Source organism: Mesorhizobium sp. P2_E9, from assembly GCF_056403815.1.
This window is the reverse complement of sequence record NZ_JBFUET010000002.1, coordinates 345,134-368,621: the sequence shown is the minus strand read 5'-3', so window position 1 is coordinate 368,621 and position 23,488 is coordinate 345,134. Positions and strand designations below refer to the sequence as shown.

Genomic DNA, 23,488 nt, shown 5'->3' with positions numbered 1-23,488 from the left:
TTGATCGTAGCGCCCAAACCGGCAACATAGAAGCCCATGCCGTTACGCTTCACCCTGAGACAGTTGGAATATTTCGTCGCCGTCGGCGAAGCCGGCTCCATTACCAAGGCGGCAGAGCAGGTCAATGTTTCGCCGCCTTCGATCTCGGCGTCGATCGCGCAGCTCGAGGCCGAATTCGGCGTCCAGCTTTTTGTACGCAAGCATTCGCATGGCCTGTCGCTCACGGCTGGTGGACGTGTTTTCCTGAAGGAGGCTGCCAGGCTGCTGGCCGACGCCGACGCCCTGCACGACATTGCCGGCGACATCGCCGAGAAAGTGCGCGGGCCGCTGGCGGTCGGATGCCTGCTGACCTTCGCGCAGATCGTCATGCCGACCCTGCGCATGAAGTTCGAGCGCGCCTATCCCGATGTGCGGTTCCGGCAGTTCGAGCGCAACCAGGGCCAGTTGCTCGAAATGTTGCAGCGAGGCGAAATCGACGCGGCGCTGACCTACGATCTCGAACTGTCGCAGGACACGACGTTCGAACCGCTGATGCTGGTGCCGGCCTATGTCATGCTGCCGCAGGGGCACCGCTTCGCCGGCAAGGCTTCGATCACGACGGAAGAACTGGCCGACGAGCCGATGGTGCTGCTCGACCTGCCATACAGCCGCGAATACTTTCTTTCGGCCTTTCAGTCGCGGGGCATCCGGCCGAACATTGCCGAGCGCACCGGCGACATCGCGGTGATGCGGTCGATGGTTGCCAACGGCTTCGGCTACGGCATCGCCAACATGCGGCCGCTCAACACGCTGGCGCCGGATGGCAAGCCGCTGGTCTTCGTGCCCCTGGCGGGGGATTTGCGGCCGCTGACCATGGGCGTCGCCTTGCCCAACGCCGAGCACCGCACCCAGACGGTGCAGGCATTCATCGATCATTGCCGCCGTTTCGTCGTCGAACAGGGCGTGTTCGGCAGCGGGCGGGTCGTGGAATAGAAGCAATTCCAGGAAAAGTGTGAAGCGGTTTTCCGTCCGGAATTGCGTCAAAACAAAGAGATACGGCGTTTGCTTCACGCCACCTGAAGCCGGTGATCGGTAAGCCGCCGCAGCAGATTGTCCAGCATGTCGTCGCAGCGGCGCATCTGTTCGACGCTGACGAATTCGTCTGGCCTGTGCCCTTGCGCCATCGACCCCGGTCCGCACACGATGGTCGGCGTGCCGAGGTCGCGGCTGAACAATCCGCCTTCGGTGCCGAAGGCAACCTTGATGGTATCGTTGGCGCCGGTCAAAGACTTGACGAAGGCCACAGCCTGCGAGTTCGCCGGCGTGTCCAGGCCCGGATAGGTGTTGGTGATGTCGATGTCGATGGCCGCCTCCGGGGCGATTGATGAAGCGGCACCGGCAATGCGCGCCGCCGCCGCGCGCAGCCCGTCGAGGATCTCGTCGGGATTGTCGGCCGCGACGTTGCGGATCTCGAAGTCGAGCTGGCAGAGGTTCGGCACGATGTTGAGCGCCACGCCGGCATTCATCTTGCCGACGTGGACGGTGGTGTAGGGAATGTCATAGTCGCCGTCGCGCGCGCCATCGTGCGCCAGCCGATCCTGTTCCAGGCGCAGTGCCGAGACGAAGTCGCAGCCGAGATGAATGGCGTTGAGCGCCAGCGGAGCCAGCGCCGAATGGCCTTCGCGTCCCCTGCAGAGGGCGCGCGCCGCAAGCTTGCCCTTGTGGCCGGTCGCCACCTGCATGTTGGTCGGCTCGCCGACGATGCATAGCAATGGCCGGTGCGTCGCCGCCTGCAGCATGTCGATCAGGCTGTGCACGCCGATGCAGCCGACCTCCTCGTCGTAGGAAAGCGCCAGATGCAAGGGCGTTTTCAGGCTCATTTTCGCGGCCTTGAGACAGGCCGCAAGCGCGCAGGCGACGAAACCCTTCATGTCGGCCGCGCCACGGCCATAGAGCTTGCCGTCGCGCGCGGTCATCTCGAAGGGCGGCAGCGTCCAGTCCTGGCCGTCGATGGGGACGACATCGGTGTGGCCGGACAGCATGACGCCAGGCGCGTCGGCCGGTCCGACGGTGGCGAAAAGGTTCGCCTTGTGGCCATCCGCGCTGCGGATGATCTGGCAGGCAATGCCCTGCGTCCCCAGCAACTCGGTGACGTAGCCGATGAGGTCGAGGTTCGAAACGCGGCTGACCGTCGGGAAGGCGATCAGCTTTTCAAGGATCTGGATGCTGTCCATGCGTCGTGTGTCTCGTTGACCGTGCGCGCTATCTAGCATCGCGTGGCCGCGGCCTTGAAGTCGCATTTGGCTCAGCCGGGATTCACCGGATGCTAATCCAGGCGGCGAGGGCGGATTAGGCGCGTCCTAATCGGCACAGAAGAAATCTGTAGTTTTCCGGCACGCGCCGCAACTTATGAGTAGGGTCACGGCATCTACCACCGGGCGGACCGGCTTGCGTCAAGGTTTGAAACCATCCGCGATGCGACGCTGGCAGGAAGGAAGCACCATGCGTGATCCACGCTACGATATTCTGTTCGAGCCCGTGAAGATCGGTCCGGTGACCGCCAAGAACCGCTTCTACCAGGTGCCGCACTGCAATGGCGGCGGCTATCGCGATCCGTCCGCCGCGGCCGAGATGCGGCGCGTCAAGTCGGAAGGCGGCTGGGGCGTCATCTTCACCGAGCAGACGGAGATGCACCACACTTCGGAGATCACGCCCTTCATCGAACTCAGGCTGTGGGACGACGCCGACATCCCGGCGCTGGCGAAGATGGCCAAGGCCATGCACCAGCATGGCGCGCTGGCCGGCATCCAGCTGGCCTATTCCGGCATCAACGGCCCGAACCTCTATACCAAGGAAGTGCCGCGCGGACCGTCGGCCTTGCCCATCCGCACCTTCACCAACGATCCGGTCCAGGCACGCGCCATGGACAGAGAGGATATACGCGACCTCAGGCGCTGGCACCGCAATGCCTTCAAACGTGCCAAGCTGGCGGGTTTCGACCTGGTCTGTCTCTACGGCGCACATGGCTTCGGCATCATCCAGCACTTCCTGTCCCCCGCCACCAACCAGCGCACCGACGAATATGGCGGCCCGCTGGAAAACCGTTCGCGGCTGATGCGCGAGCTGATCGAAGAGGGGCGGGACGCCATCGGTGACACCTGCGGCCTGACGCTGCGGCTGTCGCTGGACGAGATGATCGGCGAGCTTGGCTTCGCCAATTCCGAGGTGCGCGACATGATCGAGATGCATGCCGAGCTGCCCGACCTCTGGGATCTGGCGCATGGCGCCTGGGAGGATTGTTCGGGGCCGTCGCGCTTCAAGGAGGAGGGCGCGCAGGAAAGCCTGGTCTCCGGCATCAAGACGCTGACGTCGAAGCCTGTCGTCGGTGTCGGTCGCTTCACCTCGCCGGATGTGATGGTCAGGATGATCAAGTCCGGCACGCTCGATTTCATCGGCTGCGCCCGTCCGTCGATCGCCGATCCCTTCCTGCCGAAGAAAGTGGAGGAGGGGCGCATCGAGGACATCCGCGAGTGCATCGGCTGCAACATCTGCATCACTGGCGACATGACCATGTCGATCTCGCGCTGCACGCAGAACCCGACCTTCATGGAGGAGTGGCGCAAGGGTTGGCATCCCGAACGCATGCAGGCCAAGGGCGACAGCGACAGCGTGCTGATCGTCGGCGCTGGCCCGGCCGGGCTGGAGGCCGCCCGTGCACTCGGCCTGCGCGGCTATCAGGTGGCCATTGCCGAGGCCGGCACCGAGCTCGGCGGCCGCGTCGCGCGCGAATGCCGCCTGCCTGGGCTCTCGGCCTGGGGCCGCGTGCGCGACTATCGCCAGTACCAGCTCAGCCAGATGTCCAATGTCGACGTCTATTTCGAAAGCCGCTTGTCGGCCGAAGACATCCTGGCCTTCGGCTTTCAGAACATCGCCCTTGCCACCGGCTCGACATGGCGCCGCGACGGCGTGGCGCGCGCCCATGTCGTGCCGATGCCGGTCGACCCGGCCATGCCGGTCTACACGCCCGACGATCTGATGGGCGGCAATGTGCCTGCCGGCAACGTCGTGCTGTTCGACGACGACCACTACTATATGGGTGGCGTTCTGGCCGAGCTGATGGCGCGCAACGGCGCTCGGGTGACGCTGGTGACGCCGTCCGCCTATGTCTCGGACTGGACACGCAACACGCTGGAGCAGGGCGCCATCCACCGCCGTCTGGCCGAGCTCGGCGTCGAGATCGTGCTGAACCGGACCGTGACGCGCGTCGTGAAGGCAGGCGTTGCCACCGCCTGCGCCTACACCGGTGCCGAACGCGACATCGCCGCCGACGCCGTGGTGCTGGTGACGTCGCGCCAGCAGGACGACGAGGTCTGGCGCGACCTGAAAGCGCGGCGCGACGAATGGGCCGACAATGGCATTCGCTCGATCAAGGTCATAGGCGATGCCGAGGCGCCAGGTCCGATCGCCTGGGCGACCTATGCCGGCCACCGCTTCGCCCGCGAACTGGACGAAGACGACATCGGTGACTCGCTGCCGTTCCGGCGGGAAGTGACGGCCCTGGCGGCGGAATAGGCGGGGCTTGCGCCTGGCAACCATGGTCCTTAGACAGGCGGCCTTGAAGGACGTTTGCCGAAGGTGGAGAAGAACATGTCGGACCGGATGAAGACCATCTCCTCGGCCAGGTCGCATGGCGGCGTGCAGGGCGTCTATTCCCATGCTTCGGATGCCTGCTCCTGCGACATGATTTTTGCTGTCTTCGTGCCGCCGCAGGCCCGTGAAAAACCTTGCCCGGTCGTATGGTATCTCTCCGGCCTGACCTGCACCCATGCCAATGTCATGGACAAGGGTGAGTACAGGCGGATGGCCGCCGAGCTTGGCCTGATCGTCGTCTGTCCCGACACCAGCCCGCGCGGCGCCGACATTCCCGACGAGAAGGACAATTGGCAGTTCGGCAGCGGCGCCGGCTTCTACGTCGATGCGACGCAAGCGCCCTACGCTGGGAACTACCGGATGTATTCCTATGTCACCGCGGAATTGCCGGCGTTGATCGCCCAGGAATTTCCGGCCGACATGACGCGCCAGGCGATCTTTGGCCACTCTATGGGCGGGCACGGCGCCCTGACGATAGCGCTCAAGAACCCCGAGTGCTTCAAAAGCTGCTCGGCCTTCGCGCCGATCGTGCAGCCAAGCACCGCCGGTTGGTCGCGGCCGGCCCTCGAAAAATATCTCGGCACGGACGAGACCTCATGGCGGGGCTACGATGCCACCTTGCTCATCGAGGATGGCCACCGCTTCCCCGAGCTGTTCGTCGATCAGGGGACGTCGGATGGATTTCTTAAGGACGGGCTGAGGCCCTGGCTTCTGGAAGCGGCCTGCGCCAAGGCTGGCATTGCGCTGACACTGCGCATGCAGGACGGCTACGACCACTCGTATTTCTTCATTTCGACATTCATGGACGACCATCTGCGATGGCATGCCCAAAGATTGTCTGACTCGGTCCTCGGCACCGGGCCACGCTGAAGCAGGGAAATATCCCCGAGCGGGCTAATCCCGCAGCAGGTCGAACATTAGCTTGAAGAAACGGTCCGCATCGACCTCATGGGCGATACGCGCATTGTCCTTCTCGCCGCGCTCGCCCCAGAAATCGGCAACCGTCGCGCCAAAGGCATAGGTGCCCGACAAGTCGACGCCGATATGGGCCGGGCGCGTGCGCACCAGTGTCGGGTCGATGGCCAGCGCCAGCGCCAGCGGATCGTGCATGGCGCCGCCGACACCCATCGAGTTGCGGTGCAGCTTCTCGTAGAACAGCAGCCAGTCGTTGACGAGCTTGCCGAGCGGCGTGTCGATGGTCGCCAGCTCGGCATATTGCGGCGCCTCGATCAGCACCTGCATGGTGACATCGAGCCCGACCATCAGGATCGGCACGCCGCTGTCCAGCACGATCTTCAGCGCTTCGGGATCGCAGAAGGCATTGAACTCCGTCGGCGTGATGATCTCGCTCTTGCGGTAGAACACGCCGCCCATCCAGATCAATTCCTTGATCTTGGGCAGCACGTCGCGATGCTTGAGGATCATCAGGCCGATATTGGACAGCGGCCCGGTGGCGACGACCAGGATCGGCTCGGGCGCGGCGCGCAGCTTGTCGGCCAGGAAATCGACGGCGTGCTGGTCGACCGGCTTGATCGTGGCCTGCGGCAGATAGGGCGAGCCTTCGAGGCCGCTCGGACCGTCGGCCGTGCCGAGCACCAGCGGCCGCGCCAGCGGACGATGGCACCCTTGAGCGACAGGCACGTCGCCGGCGCCGATATATTCGAGGATACGCAGCGCATTGGCCGTGGTCTTCTCGACCTCGGCATTGCCGCAGGTGGTGGTGACACCGATGAGTTCGATGGCCGGTGAGCGATGCGCCATGACCAGCGCGATGGCGTCGTCGTGGCCGGGGTCGCAGTCGAACAGGATGGGAGTTGCAATGGTCATTTTATCGGTCCTCACGCCGCTTGTTCGTAGCGCGCGATGGTTTGCTTGAAGATGTTCAGGAAGCGGCGGCCGTCGAGATCGGTGCAGATGCGCGTGGTCTTCGGTCCGCCGCCGGGCAGCAACTGTCGGCCGCGATGGGCAACCGTCTGTCCACGGGCGAGGCGCCCGTCCAGCACGACATCGACGAAGAGCGGTTCGGTCATGGTGGCAAGCGTCGGGTCGAAGGCCAGCGCCACGGTGATGACGTCGTCCATCGGGAAGCCGACAAGGTCGAAGAACTCGCGCCAGATGTCGATATAGATCGGGAAACTGTCGGCGATCATCTCGAAGACGGCATTCTTCCGGGCAACGGCCTGCATGTCGGCAATGTCGTCGCGCGTCAGCATCGAGGCGGCGACGCGGTTGTCCTCGCAGATGTCGAGCGGCACCAGGACCTTGTCGACATCGGCGTTGAGCACGATGCGCGACGCCTCCGGATCGGCCCAGATGTTATACTCAGACAGCGGCGTCATGTTGCCGGGCGTCTGGAAATTGCCGCCAAGCACCAGCAGCCGCTTGAGCGCGCCGGTCAGGCGCGGTTCCTGCAGCAGCGCCATCGCCGCATTGGTCAGCGGCCCCGTCGTCACCAGCGTGATCTCACCCGGGTTGGCCATCACCGTCTCGATGATGAAGTCGACGGCGTGTCCCGGCGTCGCCTGGCGGGAGGGGGTCGGTGCAGGTGGATTGAACTTCTTCAGCCGGTCGCCGAAGCGGGCAACCAGCCGTTTTTCGAAATGGACCGGCGCCTCCATGTCGGCCTTGGAATTGCCGACGATCGGCCGCCACGCACCGGCGTGGACGGGGATGTCGTCGCGCCCGGCAAGCGTCAGCGTGTTGAGCACGACATTGGTGACCTGCTCGATCGGGCCGGCGGCACCGGTGACGGTGGTGACGCCTTCGAGCCGGACATTCGGGTTCGCCGCGGCAAACAGCACGGCGAGAATATCGTCGCCGGCAGAATCCACGTCGAGGATTATGCGTTCCATGAGAGTTCCTTCATTGCGGATTTTTGTCGACCGAGGCGCTGTTCCTGTCCACCGACAGAAGTTTCTGCATCGACGCCAGCGTCTCATTGATGATCCTTGGCCGCGCCCGGTAGGACAGCGCGAACAGCGCCGTCAGCGCGACGACATAGGGCACGGTGAGAACGAGGTAGGACGGGAAGCCGAACGTCTGCAGGCGCAGCGAGAAGGCATCGGCGAAGCCGAACAGCAGGCAGCCGGCCAGCACCTTCAATGGGTCGCCGTTGGAGAAGATCAGGATCGCCACCGCCATGAAACCGCGGCCCGAGGACATGTTCTCGGTGAACATGGTGATGTAGCCGAGCGACAGATGCGCGCCGGCCAGCCCCGCCAGCAATCCGCACAGCAGCGAGGCGGTGTAGCGGACGCGGGTGATCGAAATGCCGAGCGCCTCGGCGGCTTCGGGCTTTTCGCCGACGACGCGGATATAGAGGCCGAGCCGGGTGCGGTTGTAGAACAGCACCAGCAGCGGCACGGCGATGAAGGCGACATAGACGATCGGCGTGAAGCCGGAGATCAGCGGTGCCCATGAGCCGAGCACCGCCTGGGCGCCGGGTATCTGCACTTTGGGCAGGCCGACGATGCCGTGACCGACGATCGATCCGCGCGTGCCGAAAATCGCTTTCATCAGCGAGATCGTCATGCCGCCGGCAAGGATGTTGAGCGCCAGCCCGACGACCACTTCATTGGCCCGGAAGGTCACCACCAGCACCGCAAAGGCGAGCGCGAAGGCAAGGGCCGCGGCGACGCCGCAGGCCACTCCCGCGAATGCCGAACCCGTCCAGATCGAGCCGATGACGGCGAAGAAAGCGCCGGCCAGCATCTGGCCCTCGAGGCCGATGTTGAAGATGCCGGCCTTGGTGGTGAACGACCCGCCAAGCGCGACCAGGAGAATTGGCGCGGTGGTACGCAGCGTCGCGGCGATCAGCGCGACGTTGATCAGCTTGTCTAGAATTTCCATCGCCGCTCCCCCGCCTGGCTGTCGCCGAGGCGTTTGATCAGAACCTGCGCCGAGACGCTGAGGATGATCAGCGCCTGGATCACGGTGATGATTTCGCGCGACGCGCTGGTGTCGACCTCGAGCAGCAGCGACCCGCTGCGCAGCGCGCCAAAGAACAGCGCCGTGACGATGGTCGCGACCGGCGAGCCATTGGCGAGCAGGGCGGCGATCAGCCCGTCGAAGCCGAAGCCTGGAGCAAAGCCCTCCATGAACCGGTGATGCACGCCGAGCGTCTCGACGCCGCCGGCGAGGCCGCCGACGGCGCCTGAAAGCAAGAGCACGACAAAGCCCTGCCGCTTCACGTTGACGCCGCCATATTCGGCGAATTTCGGCGCTGACCCGACCATCGTCACGCCATAGCCCCAGCTGGTGTAGCGGAAGACGAGCGCGACACCGACAGCCAGCAGCAGGCCAATCACCAGTCCCCAGTTCAGCCGCGAGAAGGAAAAGATCTCCGGCAGATAGGCTGTCGCCAGGATCGGCGGTGTCTCCGACCAGCCGCCGGGCCGCTTGAACAGGAAGATGGTGAAATAGGAGGTGAGCAGCACGGCGATGTAGTTCGACAGGATCGTCGAGACGACTTCGTTGGTGTTGTAGCGGGCGCGGAAATAGGCGGGGATGGCGACCCAAGCCGCACCGGCGACGACCGCGAGCGCCAGCGCCGCCAGCGTATGAATGCCCGCGGGCAGTGAAAAGCTGAAGCCGACCCAGGCGGCGGCAAAACCGCCGAGGAAGAGCTGGCCCTCGATCCCGACATTGAACATGCCGCCGCGCAGGCCGATGCAGGCCGCAACGCCGCAGATCAGGATCGGCGTCGTCTGCAGCAGGGTACCGGCGATCTTTTCCTGGTCGCCGAAAGCGCCGCGCAGCAGCGTCATCAAGACACGCACCGGGCTCTCGCCGACCAGGAGGATGATGATCGCCCCCATGAGCAAGGCTACGGCAACTGCAATGATCTGGCCGGAAAAGGCGCGCAAACGGTCGCTCATCATGCGGGCTCCAGCTGCGGCGACACGCCCGCCATCATCATGCCGATCCTGTCTTCGTCGGCATCGTCGCCGGCGACTTCGCCCATGATCCGCCCGTTGAACATCACCAGGATGCGGTCGGCGAGCGCCGCCAGTTCGTCAAGCTGCACGGAAATCAGCAGGATGGCACGGCCCGCCGCACGCTGGCGCATGATCTCGTCATGGATGGCCTCCTGGGCGCCGATGTCGACGCCGCGCGTCGGCTGATCGATCAGCAGGAAGTCGGCGCCATTGGTGAATTCGCGTGCCAGCACGACCTTCTGGATGTTGCCGCCCGAAAGCCGCTTGACGGCATCGCCCGCTCCTTGCGCGCGAATGTCGAAGCTCTTGATCAGCGCGCCGGCATTTCCGGCAATCGCCTTCCAGTCGAGCACGCCATTGCCGCTCCACGGGGCGCGATGCTGGCGGCCCATCAGCGTGTTTGCCGCGATCGACGCATTGCGATCGACCCCGCGCACCATGCGGTCGCCCGGAACATGGGCAAGGCCCGCCTCGCGGATTGCGGCGGTGGAGAGCGTGGTGAGGTCCTGGCCCTTCAGCCGGGCCTCACCATGGCTTGCCGGCCGCAGGCCCGAAAGCACTTCCGCCAGTTCCGTCTGCCCATTGCCGGCGACGCCCGCAATCCCCACCACCTCGCCGGAGCGGACAGTGAAACTGGCGTTGCGAAGGGCCGGCAAGCGGCGATCATCACGCGCCCACAAATCCTTGACCTCAAGGACCACATCGCCATGCAGCGCCGCGCGCGGGCGCCGGTCGAAGCTGACCTCGCGGCCGACCATCATGCGCACCAGCTCGTCCTTGTTGAGTTCCGATGTCGGGCGGGTCGCGACCTTGCGGCCGTTGCGCAGCACCGTCACCGTGTCGGACACCTCCATCACCTCTTCCAGATGGTGCGAGATGAAGATCACCGTCATGCCCTCGGCGACAAAGCTGCGCAGCGTCTGGAACAGTTCGCGGCTTTCCTGCGGCGTCAGCACCGCGGTCGGCTCGTCGAGGATGATGGTGCGGGCGCCGCGCACCAGGACTTTCAGGATTTCGATGCGCTGCTCGATGCCGACCGAGAGCAGCCCGACGCGCTCGGTCGGATCGACATGCAATCCGAAGCGCTTCGACAATTCGTGGGTGCGCGCGATCTGCGCGGCATGGTCGATCAGCCCATGACGGCGGATTTCCATGCCCAGAAAGACATTGTCGGCGACCGAGAGCGAAGGCACCAGCTTGAAATGCTGGTGCACCATGCCGAGGCCCGCCTTGATGGCCGCGGCCGGGTCGGCGACCACCGTCGCCTCGCCGTTCAGCCGGATCGAGCCTTCGTCGGGCTGCAGGAGACCGAACAGGATGTTCATCAGCGTCGTCTTGCCGGCGCCGTTCTCGCCGATAATGGCGTGGATTTCGCCCCGGCGCACGGCAAGATCGATGCCGTCATTGGCAATGAAGGCGCCAAAACGCTTGGTGATGGCAGTCAGCTCGACGGCCATCGCGGCTGTGTTGTGGAGGGTCGGTGACCCCGGCGCGTTCGACACCATTGCTCTCGCAGATTGGGGCTCTCGCAGATTGCGAGCTTTCGAAGATTGGACACTGATCCGCCGCGGCAAGCCGCGGCGGATCAGTGTAGCGCTTTCTTGGGAGGGATGCGCTGTTGCTGGCTTATTTCGCCTTGGCGATCACGATCTTGCCGTCGAGGATGCCCTTCTTGATCTCGTCCAGCTTGGCCGTCACGTCGGCCGGGATCTTCGGCGCGATGTCGTCGCAGACCTTGAACTCGACGCCGCCCGAGGCGAGGTCGAAGGTGCGGGTGCCGGCGGTGACCTTGTTGCCGCCGACCTCGTCCTTGATCAGCGTGTAGACGGCGATGTCGCCGCGCTTCAACATGCTGCCGAGGACATTTCCGGGGGCCGTGCCGCACATGTCGATGTCGACGCCGATCGAGTATTTGTCGGCCGCGGCACTGGCCTGCATGACGCCTTCACCGGTCGGGCCGGCGACGTTGTAGACGATGTCGGAGCCCTGGCCGTACAGCGCCTGGGCAAGCTCGCTGCCCTTGGCCGGATCGTCGAAGGTGCCGGCGAAGACGGAGTTTACCTTGACATCGGGCGCCGCGTATTTGGCGCCTTGCTCGTAACCGCCGAGGAAGTTGCGGATGACCGGGATATCGCGGCCGCCGACGAAGCCGATTGCCTTGCCGTCCCCGATCTTGGGAAATTCGCTGCCCTTGGCCTCGATCATGCTGGCCAGCGCGCCGGCGACGAAGGAGCCCTGCTCCTCGGCGAAATTGGCGTAGATCATCTTGGGATTGTCGAGCACGCCATCGATGAAGACGAAGCGCTGGTCGGGGTATTCCTTGCTGACCTTCTGCAGCGAATCCACCAGCTCCCAGCCCATGACGAAGATGAGGTCGTACTGTTTGCCCTTGGCGAGGTTTTCGAATTGTTCCTCATAGTCCAGCGCGCGATTGCCGGTGTCGACCAGCTTGAGGTCGATGCCGAAATCGGTCTTGGCCTTGTTGAGGCCGTTGACGATCGAAACGCCAAAACCCTGTGCAAAATATCCCGAGATGGCGGCCACCGAAACCTTGGCCTGTGCGGCGGCCGATCCCAACGAAACGGCCAGCATCGTGCCGGCCAGAAACAAACTCTTGAGCGCCCTTGTCATGTTATTCCCCTTCAGCTTTTTTCAGCTTTTGAAGCCACGCCTTGACCATCCCCCACATATCGCCGGAATGTCGGCGAGTTCGTTGATGGTCATATGAGTTTAGGAGCGGCTAAACAGGCTGTCAATCGTCATCCGATGCAGTTTTCTTGGGCCTGTCATCCGCGTCCTCCACCGCGCCGCTTGACAAATATCGGCGATGCATAATTGTTGATACTCTAACGAATTTTCGCAAATGACGGGACGAAGGATACGCGCAATGCCAGCTGTGGTGGTCAGGAAATTTCTGGTCCAGGTCGAGGAAATCTTCCATGAGGGCGGGCCGCCCGCGGCACGGCCGCCCAAGCGCGGCGCGATCGTCGCCGTCATCGCCAACCCTTTTGCCGGACGCTACGTCGAAGAGATCACCGGCTTCATGGAGGATCTGAAGCCGCTCGGCCTTGAAATGGCGCGGCGCCTGATCGATGCCTTGGGCGATGGCGTCGCCGCTGTCGAAGGCTATGGCAAGGGTGCCATCGTCGGCGCCGCCGGCGAACTTGAACACGGCGCGCTGTGGCACAATCCGGGCGGCTACGCGATGCGCGAACTTCTTGGCGACGCCAAGGCCATCGTGCCCTCGACCAAGAAGGTCGGCGGCCCCGGGACACGCATCGACATTCCGATCACCCACATCAACGCCTCCTATGTGCGCAGCCATTTCGACGCGATCGAGATTGGCGTTGGCGATGCGCCGCGCAGCGACGAGATGGCGGTCATCCTGGCGATGACGACCGGCGCGCGCGTTCATGCGCGGGTTGGCGGCCTGGCGGCGGCTGACATCAAGGGCGAGGACGGATTGCGATGAGCATGGAAATCCGCCGCATCATCACCATCGTCGAGGAAACCCGGATCGAAGGTGGCCGCCCCGTCGACCCGCCGACCCGGCGTGCCGCGGCGATCGCGGTGATCCGCAACCCTTATGCCGGCACGTTTGTCGAGGATCTGTCGGCGTTGAGCGCGATCGGCGAAGTCCTGGGCGACATCTTGCCCAGCCTGCTCTCGGCATTGCCGGCGGTGAGGTCGAGAGTTTCGGCAAGGCAGCCGCCGTTGGCGCCGACGGCGAGCTGGAACATGCCGCCGCCATCCTTCACCCAACGCTCGGCGCCCCATTCCGCGACGTGCTGGGCAAGGGCGCGGCGCTCATTCCATCATCGAAGAAGCGCGGCGGCCTCGGTGTGCCGCTCGACATTCCGCTCGGCCACAAGGACGCGGCGAAGGTGCGCAGCCATTTCGACGGCATGGAGGTCCGCGTTCCCGACGCACCGCGCGCCGACGAGATCGTCGTCGCCATCGCCGTCACCGATTCCGGCAGGCCGCACCCCCGCGTCGGCGGGCTGACCAAGGACAAGATTGTCGGGGTTGACGGTGTGAGCTGACCATCAAGCCGCCCGAACTTCCGGCACCCGCATCGCCGGCGGGGTGTTGCGGCTCCGGCCGGTTCGCACCTCGCCGTCGATGACGACCATGCCGATGCCCGGCAGATTGCCGAGCGCCACGCTGTCGAGCAGCCCGTCGCCGGCACCGCCCATCGCCTGATCGATGAAGATCAGGTCGGCGGCGCGGCCGACCTCGATGATGCCACGGTCCGCCAGTCCGCGCACGCGCGCCGTGTTGCCGCTGGCGAGACAGAATGCCACTTCCGGCGCGATGCCGCCCAGCGAAGCCAGCATAGTTAGGGTCCGCAGGATGCCGAGCGGCTGCACGCCGGATCCGGCCGGGCTGTCGGTGCCGAGGACGACGCGCGAAAGTTCGCCGCGCTGCCTGGCGAGGTCGAGGACGAACAGCCCGGTGCGCAGATTGCCGTTGTGGACGATTTCAAGCGCCCGCGAGCCGTTTTCGCAGATCTGCCGGATTTCGGCTTCGGGAAGCGCCGTCGGTCCGCCATTGACGTGGGCAACGATATCGGCGTCGACCTCCAGCACGACATCGGCGCCGATGCGGCCGGAGCCGGGCAGCGATGGTCCGCCTGTGTGGGTCATCGAGGTCATGCCGTATTTGCGCGCCCAGGCGATCATCTGCCGGCCGGTCGGACCATCCTTGACGCCGCCGAGACCAACCTCGCCGACAAGTGTCACGCCGGCCTCGGCGAGGTATCGGAAGTCATCCTCGACCAGCCCGTGTTCCAGGATGGGGGCGCCGGCCAGGATCTTCATGCCGTTGGGGCGGAAATTGGAGAAGGTCCGCTGCGCCGCGATCGCCAGCGCCTTTAGCCCGACCAGGTCGCGCGGACGGCCCGGCGTGTGGACCTCTCCTGCCGAAATGATCGTGGTGACGCCGCCATGCACGGTCGAATCCATCCAGCCGATCTGGTTCTGTCGCGGCGTCCAGTCGCCGGCCACCGGATGAGCATGGTTGTCGATAAGCCCCGGCGCCACCGCGCAGCCCATCGCATCGATGATGGTCGCCGCCTTGCCGCCGTCGACATCACCAGCCTTGCCAATGCCTGATATGCGCCCATCGGTCACGACGATGGTGTCGGCGTCGAGGATCGGCTGGCCGAGGTCACCGCTCAGCATGAGGCCGATATTGCGGACGACGAGCGTGTTGGCAGACGACTTGGGGTCGGACGACATAGGTTCTCACTTCTGCTGGTATGGAAAAGGACGCGGCCTACTTGCCGCCGTCGCCATTCGACGGGTCGTCGTCATTGATGCGCTTGAGCAGGCGAAGCAGCGTCACCTGCTCGGCGGGTGACAGCGGCGACAGGAAACGCCGTCCGACCTCGACGCTGCGTGCGAGCCGCTCGAGCGTGTATTCGGTGCCTTTTTCGGTCAGTGCGATCATCGACAGGCGCTGGTCGGTGTCGGAAGCGCTGCGCGTGATCAGCCCGTGTTTGAGCAATTTGCGCATGACGATGCTGATGGTCGACGGGTCCATCGCCGTCAGCCGGCCGAGATGGTTCTGCGAGACCTCGCCATGTTTGAGGATCGTGGCAAGGGCCGCGAACTGGGTCGGCGACAAGTCTTCGCCGGCCATGACCTGCTGGAAACGCAGCGTCGCGCGCTGATGCGCCTTGCGGATGACGTGCGCCGGGTGCTGGTCCAACGCGTATCCGGTCCCGGCGTACCGCTCCAGCACCTGCTCGCGGCTCAATGGTTCCGCGTTGCCGCTCGGTCGCTTCGGTGTCGCGCTTTTCTCGGATTTCTTTTCGGTCGTCAAACCGCACTCCTGTTGCCTGTCTTGGATGCCGCTGGCTCTAGCTCAAGCCGCGACTTCGGTCGGTTGCAGCGATGTGCCATCGCGAAGGGCCGCGACGACATCAGCCGAATCGCTGACCACGCCGAAATGCGTCGCTATGTCGTAGAGCGAGCTGTCCTGCTCACGCGGTCCGGTCGCGGCGCAGCAATCGCTTGGCACCACCACTTCATAGCCCTGGAAAAAGGCGTCGTGGACGGTCGAACGCACGCAAATGTTGGTGACCACGCCGAAGATGACCAATTGGTCGACCTGCATATCCTTCAGCGTCAGATCGAGATCAGTCTGAAAGAAGGCCGAGTAGCGCCGCTTGATGACATGGATTTCGTCATCGCGGGCGCCGAGGTCGTCGATGATCTCCGGCCCCCAGCTCCCTTCTACGCAATGTGGCGTGCGCTTGACCCATTCGCGCTCGCGGCGCATGCCGGGCCGGTGCGCATCGTGAACCCAGATCACCGGCACGCCGCGCGCACGCGCTGCTTCGATGACCGCCAGTTGCGGCGCCACCAGCGTCTCATATCCCGGCAGGACCATGGCCCCGCCCGGTTTGCAGAACTCGTTGACCATATCGATGACGATAATGGCTGCGCGTTGCGGATCAAGGCGCATGGCGTCATCGTGCCGATGTGAGGAAAAAACGTCCACGGCCATGGCGGACTCCTTTGGTCGATCGTTGATACTCATACAAAAAACCCTGGCGGATGCCAAGTCAATCCCGTTCGACGCAAAGCTTGGTTGCCGAGCCTGCGCAAGCCGCTCCGAGACAGGCCCACATTGCTTTTTGCCATGAAATCACGTTGACAAGAAACACTTATCAGGTGTTCGATTTGTATGACCATCAATGATATTCAATTATCCGGACTGAGCCGGGCCGAGGGCTGAGACATGAGGACGATCGTTACCGGATCAAGTGGCTTGCTTGGCCGCCATGTTGCGGCGGCGCTGGTCGCGGCCGGCCATGATGTCACGGGCATCGATGCCGTGGCGCCGGGTACGGCACCGTGGCGGCATGCCACCGCCGACCTGACCGATCTGGGGTCGACCCTGCAGCTGGTGCGCGATTGCGATGCTGTCGTCCATGTCGCCGCCATTCCGCGGCCGACCGGGCGGGCCGGCGGCGAGGTGTTCAAGACGAATGTCGCGACCGCCTACAATGTCGTCGAGGCCGCCGCCATGGCTGGCATCAGCCGCTTCGTCTATGCCTCGTCCTTCAGCGTCTTCGGTTATCCTTTCTTCGAGAAGACGGTCGTTCCGCCCTATCTGCCGGTCGACATGAACCATCCAGTCGGCGCGCAGGACCCTTATGGCCTGTCGAAATGGCTGGGCGAGGAAATCGTCGACGCGGCGGTGCGCAGAAGTGCCTTTTCGGCGGTCAGCATCCGCATGCCATGGATCCAGACCCCGCAATCCTTCTTCGCCGGCGTCGGTCCGCGCCGCGCCACCGCCGACAGCGCCCGCGACCTGTGGGCCTATCTCGACGCGCGCGACGCTGGGCAAGGCTTCCTGCGGGCGCTCGAATGGCAGGGCGACGGTCATCTGCGCGTCCTGCTCAGTGCTGCCGACACCTTCATGGAGGAGGAGACCGAAGCGCTGGTGCGCCGGGCCTATCCAGGCGTTGCCCTGTCGCGGCCGATCGCCGGTTTCGGTTCCGTGCTCGACACGGTCCATGCGCGCGAAACGATCGGCTTCGTGCCGGAGCATTCATGGCGTTCCTATCCACAGCCGGAGACCGAGGGATGAAACGGTTCGACCAGAAGAAGGTCCTTGTCACCGGCGGCGCCGGCGCCATCGGCAGTGTCGCGGTCCGGCGTTTCCTCGACGAAGGCGCGCGCGTCGCCATTGTCGACCGCAATGGCGCGGCGGCCCGTGAGCTGGCTCGCTCTCTCGGCAACAACACCATCGCCATCGAAGCCGACGTCACCGACGAGAAGACTGCGCGCGGCGCCGTCGCAACGGCCGTCGAGGCATTTGGCGGGCTGGATGTGGTGTTCAACAATGCCGGCATTTCCGGCGCCGTCGCTCCGGTGCACGAACTGCCGGTCGAGGATTGGGACACCATCATCCGCATCAATCTGCGCGGCGTCTTCCTCATCCTGCAGGCATCGCTCCAGGCGATGATCAAGGCTGGGACCGGCGGCTCGATCGTCAATATGGGCTCGTCCATGGCCGGTTGGGACGTGCTTGCGGGCGGCGCCGGCTATGTCGCCTCCAAACATGGCGTGGTCGGGCTGACGCGGGTCGCGGCGCTCGATGCCGCGCCCTACGGCATACGCGTCAACGCCATCTGCCCCGGCGTGATCGAGACGACGCTCGGCGTGCCGGCTTCCGGCGACGGCGATTTCAAGAGCAGCGTCCAGCATTTCGCCGACCGCATCCCGTTGCGCCGCATCGGCCAGCCGGACGATGTCGCGGCCGCGGTGGCGTTCCTCGCTTCGGACGAGGCAAGGCACGTCACCGGCGTCGACTGGCTGATCGACGGCGGCCAGACCTTGCAGAGCTGGGCCAACGCGCCGGCCGGCAACGCGTTTCCGAAATTTCGCTAACCTTGATCTCACGCCTCAGCTGGCGTCTCAAAGTCTTTTCGGCGGCATTGCCTTGATGATCTGGACCGCAAGGTCGAGATCGGCGAGGCCGCTTGAAAGGGGGGTGCGCGGCTGTGCTCCGGCCAGGATGCAGTCGGCGAAATGCTGCCATTCGCGGCGGAACGAGGTGTCGGGGACACCCGGTATGATGCGCTCGGATGCGGCCTCGCCTGTCGCCTCGCGCACGCGAACAATTGCCGAGGCGTTGCGGAAATAGGGGTTCTGGAATTCGATCCGCACCTCGTCGCGCTCGCCATGGACATGGATCCACTCGTCCCACCATTCATACTGGGCGAGTGCCATGTCGAAGAGGCAAGGTACGCCGCCATAATCGAGTACGGCCAGCAACTGGTTCGGACCGGTCTGTTGCGCATGAACGACGCGGTCCGGCGTGCCGAAGGCGCCGCGCATGACGGCAAGGTCATGGCTGCTGAGACCGAGCAGCAGCAGATAGAGGTCGCGATAGCCGGCATGATCGGCGCCGAGTGCCGCCTCGACGCGCCGGGCGACCGCATCGCGTCCCGCCGCCAGCATTTCGGCCGCGACATCGGCGATGCGCGTCTGCGTGTAGAGCTGGCCATAGCGGTCGAAGCGGCCGGCGAAATCATGGACATGGATCGACTTCGGCCGGCCGATCGCGGCAATGCGCTCCAGCCCGGTCTCGTAGCCGGGATCGTAGAATTTCATGTAGCCGACAAGCGCGACGAGACCGCTTCGTTCGGCCTGCTCGACCAGCGGGCGCGCTTCCTCCGGTGTGAAGGCCAGCGGCTTCTCGACGATCAGGTGCTTGCCGGCGCGGATCGCGTCTGCGACCATTTCGCCATGGTCGTAAGTGCAGATCACGACCGCATCGACATTGGGATCGGCAAGCAAAGCGCGATGGTCCGTATAGCGGGCGGCGACACCGTAATGCTCGCCGACCTTGTTGACGGTGCCGGGCGAGATGTCGCATAGAGCGGCGATGCGAAACGCCGGCAATTCCATGAGATAGGGCAAATGCATCAGCTGGGCGATCTCGCCGCAACCGATGACGCCAACGCCGATAACCCGATCCTGCATATCAACCCTTCACGGCGCCGGCCGTCAGGCCGGCAATGAACTGCCGTTGCATGGCGAGGAAGACGACGATTACCGGCAGTGTCGTGATCGTCAACGCGGCGAAATAGAGTGTCCAGAGCGAATCGTACTGCTGGAAGAAGCTGACCAGGCCGAGCGGGATGGTTTGCACCGAAGGGTCGCGCAGCAGCAGGAAGGCCAGGAAGAAATCATTCCAGATCTCGATGAAGCCGAAGATCAGGATCAGCGCGACGCCCGGCCGCACCAGCGGCAGCATGATGTGGATCAGGATTTCGAGCCGGCTCGCACCGTCGACGCGCGCGGCGTCCTCGAGATCGGCGGGCAGCGTGACGAAGAAGCTGCGCAGGATGAAGACCGACAGCGGCAGCGATGTCGCCGCATAGACGAAGGCGACGCCGAGCCGGTTGTTGATCAGGCCGAGGTCGCGCGCAACCATAAACAGCGGGATGGCCATCACCTGCGGCGGCACCAGCATGGCCGCCACCGCTATCCCCAACACCAGGCCGCGTCCGGGAAACCGCAGCCGCGCCAATGCATAGGCGCAGGGCGTTGCCACGACGACCAGGATGATCAGGGCTGAACCGGTGACCAGCACGCTGCTGACGATGCGCGATCCCATGCCGGCTATGCGCCAGGCATCGGCATAGTTCTGCAGCACCAGGCTCGACGGCGGGCCCCAGATGTTGCTCAGCATCTCCTCCTTGGTCTTGAGCGAGCCGAACAGCACCCAAAGCAGGGGATAGAGTGTCTCGATGAGCACCAAAGCGAGGGCCGCGTAGATGCCCGCGACTTCGAGCAGGCCGCGCGCGTCGAGGCGCCGTGGCCGGCGGGCAGCGCCGTTATCGAAGGTGAGCGAAGGCTTGGCTGCGGCGCTCATCAGACATCCAGCCTTTGCCGCCGCATCAGCGCGAGCAGGCCGACGCTGGCCAGCCCGACGATCAGGAACAGCACGTAGCCGATCGCCGCGGCATAGCTCATGGCGCCGTCCTGGAAGGCCTTGCTCATCATGTAGGTGAGAACGACTTCGGTGGCGTGGTTCGGGCCGCCCTTCGTCAGCACGTAGACGATGTCGAAGTTGCGCACGAAGGCGCCGGACAGGCCGAGAATGGTGTTGATGAAGATGATCGGCATCATCATCGGCACGGTGACGTGCCGGAAACGTTGCAGTGGACCGGCGCCGTCCATTTTGGCCGATTCATAGAGTTCCGATGGGATTGTCTGCAGCCCGGCGAGATAGATGACGGCGTGGAAGCCAAGCCATTTCCAGACGTCGACGACGATGATCGAATAGAGCGCTATGTCGGCATCGCCAAGCCAGGACTGTTTCAACCCGCCGAGGCCGAACAGGTCGAGCGCGCCGTTGAGCAGGCCGAAGACCGGATTGTAGATCCAGGACCAGAGCAGCCCGACGGCGACGAAGGACATCGTCACCGGCACGAAGGCAGCAGCGCGAAAGAAGGCACGCCCGACCAGCGCCCGATTGAGCAGCAGCGCCAGCCCGAGGCCGAGCACATTCTTCAGGATGACGACGGCAACGACGAAGATCAAATTGTTGCGCAGCGCGCCGAGGAAGATGCGGTCGTGCAGGAGGCGCTGATAGTTGGAAAGGCCTGCCCAGGTCGGGTCGGAAAACCCGTCCCAATTGTGCAGGCTGAGCCAGAAACCATTGACGAAGGGCCAGAGGTAAAAAAGGCAAAACAGGATAGCGGCAGGCAGGATCATCAAGAAGGCCACCGCACCGTCCCCGGCAAGAAAGCGCCAGGGATCGGAGCGGCCAGAAGCAGCAGCTTCTTGTGATCGCGCGGTCATGCGGCCTTGGCGCCTTGCGGCGTCAGCACAAGGCCGAGCGTGTCCCTGACATAGGCGATGCTTTCCAGCGTGCTTTGCTCCGCCGTCTTCTTCGACGCATCGAGCTCGATGATGGCGAGACCGTCGTAATCTGCGTCCAGCAGCACATCGACGATGCCGGTGAGATCGACGACACCGGCGCCGAGTTCGCAGAAGGCGCCATAGCGGTCATAGCCCTTGAGCGCCGGGTCCACCCTGGTGTCCTTGAAATGCATGTAGCGTACGGCCGAGATGTAGGTTCGGACCGCGTCGACTGGATCGGAATTGGTGTGGGCAAGATGCGCCGGATCGATGCAGAGGCCGGCGAGATTGGTGTCGAGCTCGTCCATCATGCGATCGAGCTGGTCGCGGCGCTCGATGAAGGTGTCGAGATGCGGGTGATAGACCGTCTCGATGCCAAGATCTTTTGTCCGCCTGCCGATATCTTCGAGTGCGCGGCAGAAGGCGCGGTAGTCGTCGGCCGTGTGGGGGCCGGCGATCGCTTCCGAGGGACCGCCGCCGAGAACCAGGACCGGTGAGCCAAACCCCTTCAGCATCCGGGTCAGCGCCACCAGCACGTCGCGTTCGTAAGGCCAGGCGACAGGGTTGGTGAAGATGGCGTTGACGTAGAAGGAGGAGAGCCTGATGCCATACTCGCTCTGGCCTTCCGAGAGCAGTGCGTAACGCCGCAGGATGTCGGTGTCGGTGGTGACCCCCATCGGCGCCTGGTTGCCGAGCTGCATGTATTTGCGGGCGTACTGGTCCGACAGGCTGGTGAAGGCGAGGATCTCGAACCAGCCGAAACCCTGTTCGGCCAGGAACTTGATGGCTGGTCGGAGCGGAAGGCCGGTCAGGTCCCAGCTGTTCAGATGATGGCCGATCGAGAAGCGCTGCCGCTCGGCACGGGTTTGCGTCATGTGGTCTCTCCGATTGATGAGGCTGCCCCGAAGCGGGCGACCTCTGTTTTCATGCTTGGCGCATCACTCGGCTGGATGCGCGCTCGCTCAGTCCGCTCTTACTTCGGCGGCCAGTTGCCTTGCGCCTTGAGGTCGTCGAAGGTTGTCTGGATCGAGGCGGCGGCATCCTCGGGCGTCGTCGTGCCGCCGACGATGCCGGCAATGGCCGAGGCCGTGGCTGACGCGACTTCCGAAGGCCAGATCCAGTCGAGGAACTTGATCGTGCTCGGGAAGGCTTGCTTGCGCAGCTCGACGGCATAGGCGTCCTCGACCTGCGGCACGCCCTTGATCGAAGCGGCGATCGGCTGCTCCGGTGCGAGATAGAGCGTCGCCACCTCCGGCCGTGTCAGATACTCGATGAACTTGACCGCCGCCTCGAGCTTTTCGGGCGGGATCGACGAGGCGACGCACATGCCGTTGTCGGCGCCGCCGCCATGGCCCGGCGCACCCGGCGTGCCGTCCATTTTCGGGAAGGCGAAGACGCCCCATTTGAACGCCTTGACGCTGGTCTGAAGCGACGGGATTTCCCAGGTGCCGCCATAGTACATGGCGCTCTTGCCGGCGGCGAAGGCTGCCCGCATGCCGTCCTGGTCGACCGACAGCGAATCCTTCGACAGGATGCCGTCGTCGACCCATTGCTTGATCAGCTTGAAGCCTTCGACATCGGGCGCATCGGTGAATTTGGCCGTGCCTTCGAGGTTCTTCTGCGTCTTGCCGATGGCATCGCCCGAGGCCTGGGAGAAGGTTTCGAAATACCACATCGGCCACATCACGGTGTTGGAGCCCTGATGCAGCAGTGGGATCACACCCGCCGTCTTGAACTTCGGCACGGCGGCCTTGAGGTCGTCATAGGTCGGCGGAACCGAGATGCCGAGTTTCTGGAACAGATCAACATTGTAGAAGATCGTCGATGTCGAGAGCGTCGAGATCGGCACGCCATAGACCTGCCCGCTGATGGTGAAGGCGCCGAGTGCGGCGGCGTCGATCCTATCCTGGAAAGGCTTGATCTTGTCGGTGATCGGCATCACCAGCTTGCGCCTGACATAGGCGCCATTGGTGTAGAAGGCCGGGCAGGCGATCAGGTCTATTTCCTGGTTTGCCAGCTTGGCGGTCATCAGGCGCTGGATCGAATCGGTCTGCGGCCCCTGGGCGTCCCACTCGACCGCGGTGACGTCGGGATTGGCCTTGAGGAAGCCGTCGATGACCTGCTGCTGGATTTTCTTCTGCTCGTCCGGCGCTTGGCGCGGCGCGAGTTCGTCGAGGGCCGAGCCGCCGAAAACCTTGAGCGTGATCCCGTCGGCATGGCCGACGCCTGGCAGTGTGATCAGGCTGAGGCCTAGCAGTGCGGTGGCAAGGGATGGAGCTGGCGGGGCTTTGTTTCGAACGATGGGTCACTCTCTGCTGAACGGGCATCTGGCTCTCCTTTTCGCCAATGCCGAGGGGCAACCTCGGGACCAAATATCGTTGATGGTCATATGATCTTGGTCGCCTGTTATGATTTTTGTCAATCGGCAAGTGTGCCTATAATTTGATCGGCATGATGGGAGCGTTCCGGGAGCGAAAACGGCTCGGCTTCGCGTTCGGGTATGAAAAGGCGTCGACGCAAAACCGCTGGCCG

General features: G+C 64.2%; 21 protein-coding genes and 1 pseudogene. 7 read left to right on the top strand and 15 right to left on the bottom strand.

Going from position 1 to position 23,488, the window contains the following annotated elements; all coding sequences use genetic code 11:
• Positions 1–36: 36 nt before the first annotated feature.
• A complete protein-coding gene (locus AC1D05_RS04965; RefSeq protein WP_477438750.1) occupies positions 37–972 on the top strand; it encodes a LysR family transcriptional regulator in 936 nt (311 codons plus the stop codon).
• Between the two features lie 74 nt (positions 973–1,046).
• On the opposite strand, the gene argE is transcribed toward AC1D05_RS04965, so the two are convergent.
• Complete coding sequence (gene argE / locus AC1D05_RS04960; protein WP_477438748.1) at positions 1,047–2,213, bottom strand: acetylornithine deacetylase; 1,167 nt, start codon at positions 2,211–2,213, stop codon at positions 1,047–1,049.
• Between the two features lie 268 nt (positions 2,214–2,481).
• Here argE and AC1D05_RS04955 point away from each other — a divergent pair, with 268 nt between their 5' ends.
• Positions 2,482–4,551 (top strand): oxidoreductase, encoded by a 2,070-nt coding sequence (locus tag AC1D05_RS04955; RefSeq protein WP_477438746.1) that lies wholly within the window; start codon positions 2,482–2,484, stop codon positions 4,549–4,551.
• A gap of 75 nt (positions 4,552–4,626) precedes the next feature.
• A complete protein-coding gene (gene fghA, locus AC1D05_RS04950; RefSeq protein ID WP_477438744.1) occupies positions 4,627–5,499 on the top strand; it encodes an S-formylglutathione hydrolase in 873 nt (290 codons plus the stop codon).
• Between the two features lie 24 nt (positions 5,500–5,523).
• Here the strand turns inward: fghA and AC1D05_RS04945 are convergent, their stop codons facing one another.
• From AC1D05_RS04945 to AC1D05_RS04920, 6 genes are all read right to left on the bottom strand, one after another.
• Complete coding sequence (locus AC1D05_RS04945) at positions 5,524–6,456, bottom strand: nucleoside hydrolase (protein ID WP_477438742.1); 933 nt, start codon at positions 6,454–6,456, stop codon at positions 5,524–5,526.
• Between the two features lie 11 nt (positions 6,457–6,467).
• A complete protein-coding gene (locus AC1D05_RS04940; RefSeq protein WP_477438740.1) occupies positions 6,468–7,481 on the bottom strand; it encodes a nucleoside hydrolase in 1,014 nt (337 codons plus the stop codon).
• Between the two features lie 10 nt (positions 7,482–7,491).
• Complete coding sequence (locus AC1D05_RS04935; protein ID WP_477438738.1) at positions 7,492–8,478, bottom strand: ABC transporter permease; 987 nt, start codon at positions 8,476–8,478, stop codon at positions 7,492–7,494.
• Complete coding sequence (locus AC1D05_RS04930; RefSeq protein ID WP_477439117.1) at positions 8,466–9,506, bottom strand: ABC transporter permease; 1,041 nt, start codon at positions 9,504–9,506, stop codon at positions 8,466–8,468. Before AC1D05_RS04930 ends, AC1D05_RS04935 begins: the two co-directional genes overlap by 13 nt.
• Positions 9,506–11,071, bottom strand: a complete 1,566-nt coding sequence (locus AC1D05_RS04925; protein ID WP_477438736.1) for an ABC transporter ATP-binding protein — start codon at positions 11,069–11,071, stop codon at positions 9,506–9,508. Before AC1D05_RS04925 ends, AC1D05_RS04930 begins: the two co-directional genes overlap by 1 nt.
• Before the next feature lie 121 nt (positions 11,072–11,192).
• Complete coding sequence (locus AC1D05_RS04920) at positions 11,193–12,197, bottom strand: BMP family lipoprotein (protein ID WP_475452273.1); 1,005 nt, start codon at positions 12,195–12,197, stop codon at positions 11,193–11,195.
• A gap of 256 nt (positions 12,198–12,453) precedes the next feature.
• Between AC1D05_RS04920 and AC1D05_RS04915 the strand changes: the two genes are divergently transcribed.
• Together AC1D05_RS04915 and AC1D05_RS04910 are read left to right on the top strand one after the other, a co-directional pair.
• Positions 12,454–13,038, top strand: a complete 585-nt coding sequence (locus AC1D05_RS04915) for an amino acid synthesis family protein (RefSeq protein WP_477438734.1) — start codon at positions 12,454–12,456, stop codon at positions 13,036–13,038.
• Positions 13,035–13,609, top strand: a pseudogene (locus tag AC1D05_RS04910) (amino acid synthesis family protein). The gene AC1D05_RS04915 and the pseudogene AC1D05_RS04910 overlap by 4 nt, the downstream one beginning before the upstream one ends.
• 3 nt (positions 13,610–13,612) lie before the next feature.
• Here AC1D05_RS04910 and AC1D05_RS04905 read toward each other — a convergent pair.
• The 3 genes from AC1D05_RS04905 to AC1D05_RS04895 are packed head-to-tail and all read right to left on the bottom strand — an operon-like array spanning position 13,613 to position 16,079.
• Positions 13,613–14,806: an amidohydrolase family protein gene (locus tag AC1D05_RS04905; RefSeq protein WP_477438732.1), complete on the bottom strand. Its 1,194-nt coding sequence runs from the start codon at positions 14,804–14,806 to the stop codon at positions 13,613–13,615.
• Between the two features lie 37 nt (positions 14,807–14,843).
• On the bottom strand, positions 14,844–15,392 hold the full coding sequence (locus AC1D05_RS04900) for a MarR family winged helix-turn-helix transcriptional regulator (protein WP_477438731.1): 549 nt from the start codon (positions 15,390–15,392) through the stop codon (positions 14,844–14,846).
• Between the two features lie 42 nt (positions 15,393–15,434).
• A complete protein-coding gene (locus AC1D05_RS04895) occupies positions 15,435–16,079 on the bottom strand; it encodes a cysteine hydrolase family protein (RefSeq protein ID WP_477438729.1) in 645 nt (214 codons plus the stop codon).
• A 234-nt stretch (positions 16,080–16,313) separates the two neighbouring features.
• Here AC1D05_RS04895 and AC1D05_RS04890 point away from each other — a divergent pair, with 234 nt between their 5' ends.
• Both AC1D05_RS04890 and AC1D05_RS04885 read left to right on the top strand, forming a co-directional pair.
• Positions 16,314–17,168, top strand: coding sequence for an NAD-dependent epimerase/dehydratase family protein (locus tag AC1D05_RS04890; RefSeq protein ID WP_477438728.1), 855 nt, complete (start codon positions 16,314–16,316; stop codon positions 17,166–17,168).
• The gene (locus AC1D05_RS04885) at positions 17,165–17,971 is read left to right on the top strand and encodes an SDR family NAD(P)-dependent oxidoreductase (RefSeq protein ID WP_477438726.1); all 807 of its coding nucleotides are present in this window, start codon (positions 17,165–17,167) and stop codon (positions 17,969–17,971) included. The genes AC1D05_RS04890 and AC1D05_RS04885 overlap by 4 nt, the downstream gene beginning before the upstream one ends.
• 27 nt (positions 17,972–17,998) lie before the next feature.
• Here the strand turns inward: AC1D05_RS04885 and AC1D05_RS04880 are convergent, their stop codons facing one another.
• The 5 genes from AC1D05_RS04880 to AC1D05_RS04860 form a co-directional block, all read right to left on the bottom strand.
• Positions 17,999–19,069 carry a Gfo/Idh/MocA family oxidoreductase gene (locus AC1D05_RS04880; protein WP_477438724.1) on the bottom strand — a complete coding sequence of 357 codons (1,071 nt, stop codon included), beginning with the start codon at positions 19,067–19,069 and terminating at the stop codon, positions 17,999–18,001.
• Between the two features lies 1 nt (position 19,070).
• Complete coding sequence (locus AC1D05_RS04875; RefSeq protein ID WP_477438722.1) at positions 19,071–19,964, bottom strand: carbohydrate ABC transporter permease; 894 nt, start codon at positions 19,962–19,964, stop codon at positions 19,071–19,073.
• Positions 19,964–20,896, bottom strand: coding sequence for a carbohydrate ABC transporter permease (locus AC1D05_RS04870; protein WP_477438720.1), 933 nt, complete (start codon positions 20,894–20,896; stop codon positions 19,964–19,966). Before AC1D05_RS04870 ends, AC1D05_RS04875 begins: the two co-directional genes overlap by 1 nt.
• Entirely contained in the window at positions 20,893–21,831 is a 939-nt protein-coding gene (locus AC1D05_RS04865; RefSeq protein ID WP_477438718.1) for a sugar phosphate isomerase/epimerase family protein, read from the bottom strand. The genes AC1D05_RS04870 and AC1D05_RS04865 overlap by 4 nt, the downstream gene beginning before the upstream one ends.
• A gap of 98 nt (positions 21,832–21,929) precedes the next feature.
• On the bottom strand, positions 21,930–23,072 hold the full coding sequence (locus AC1D05_RS04860) for an extracellular solute-binding protein (RefSeq protein ID WP_477439115.1): 1,143 nt from the start codon (positions 23,070–23,072) through the stop codon (positions 21,930–21,932).
• Positions 23,073–23,488: the final 416 nt, after the last annotated feature.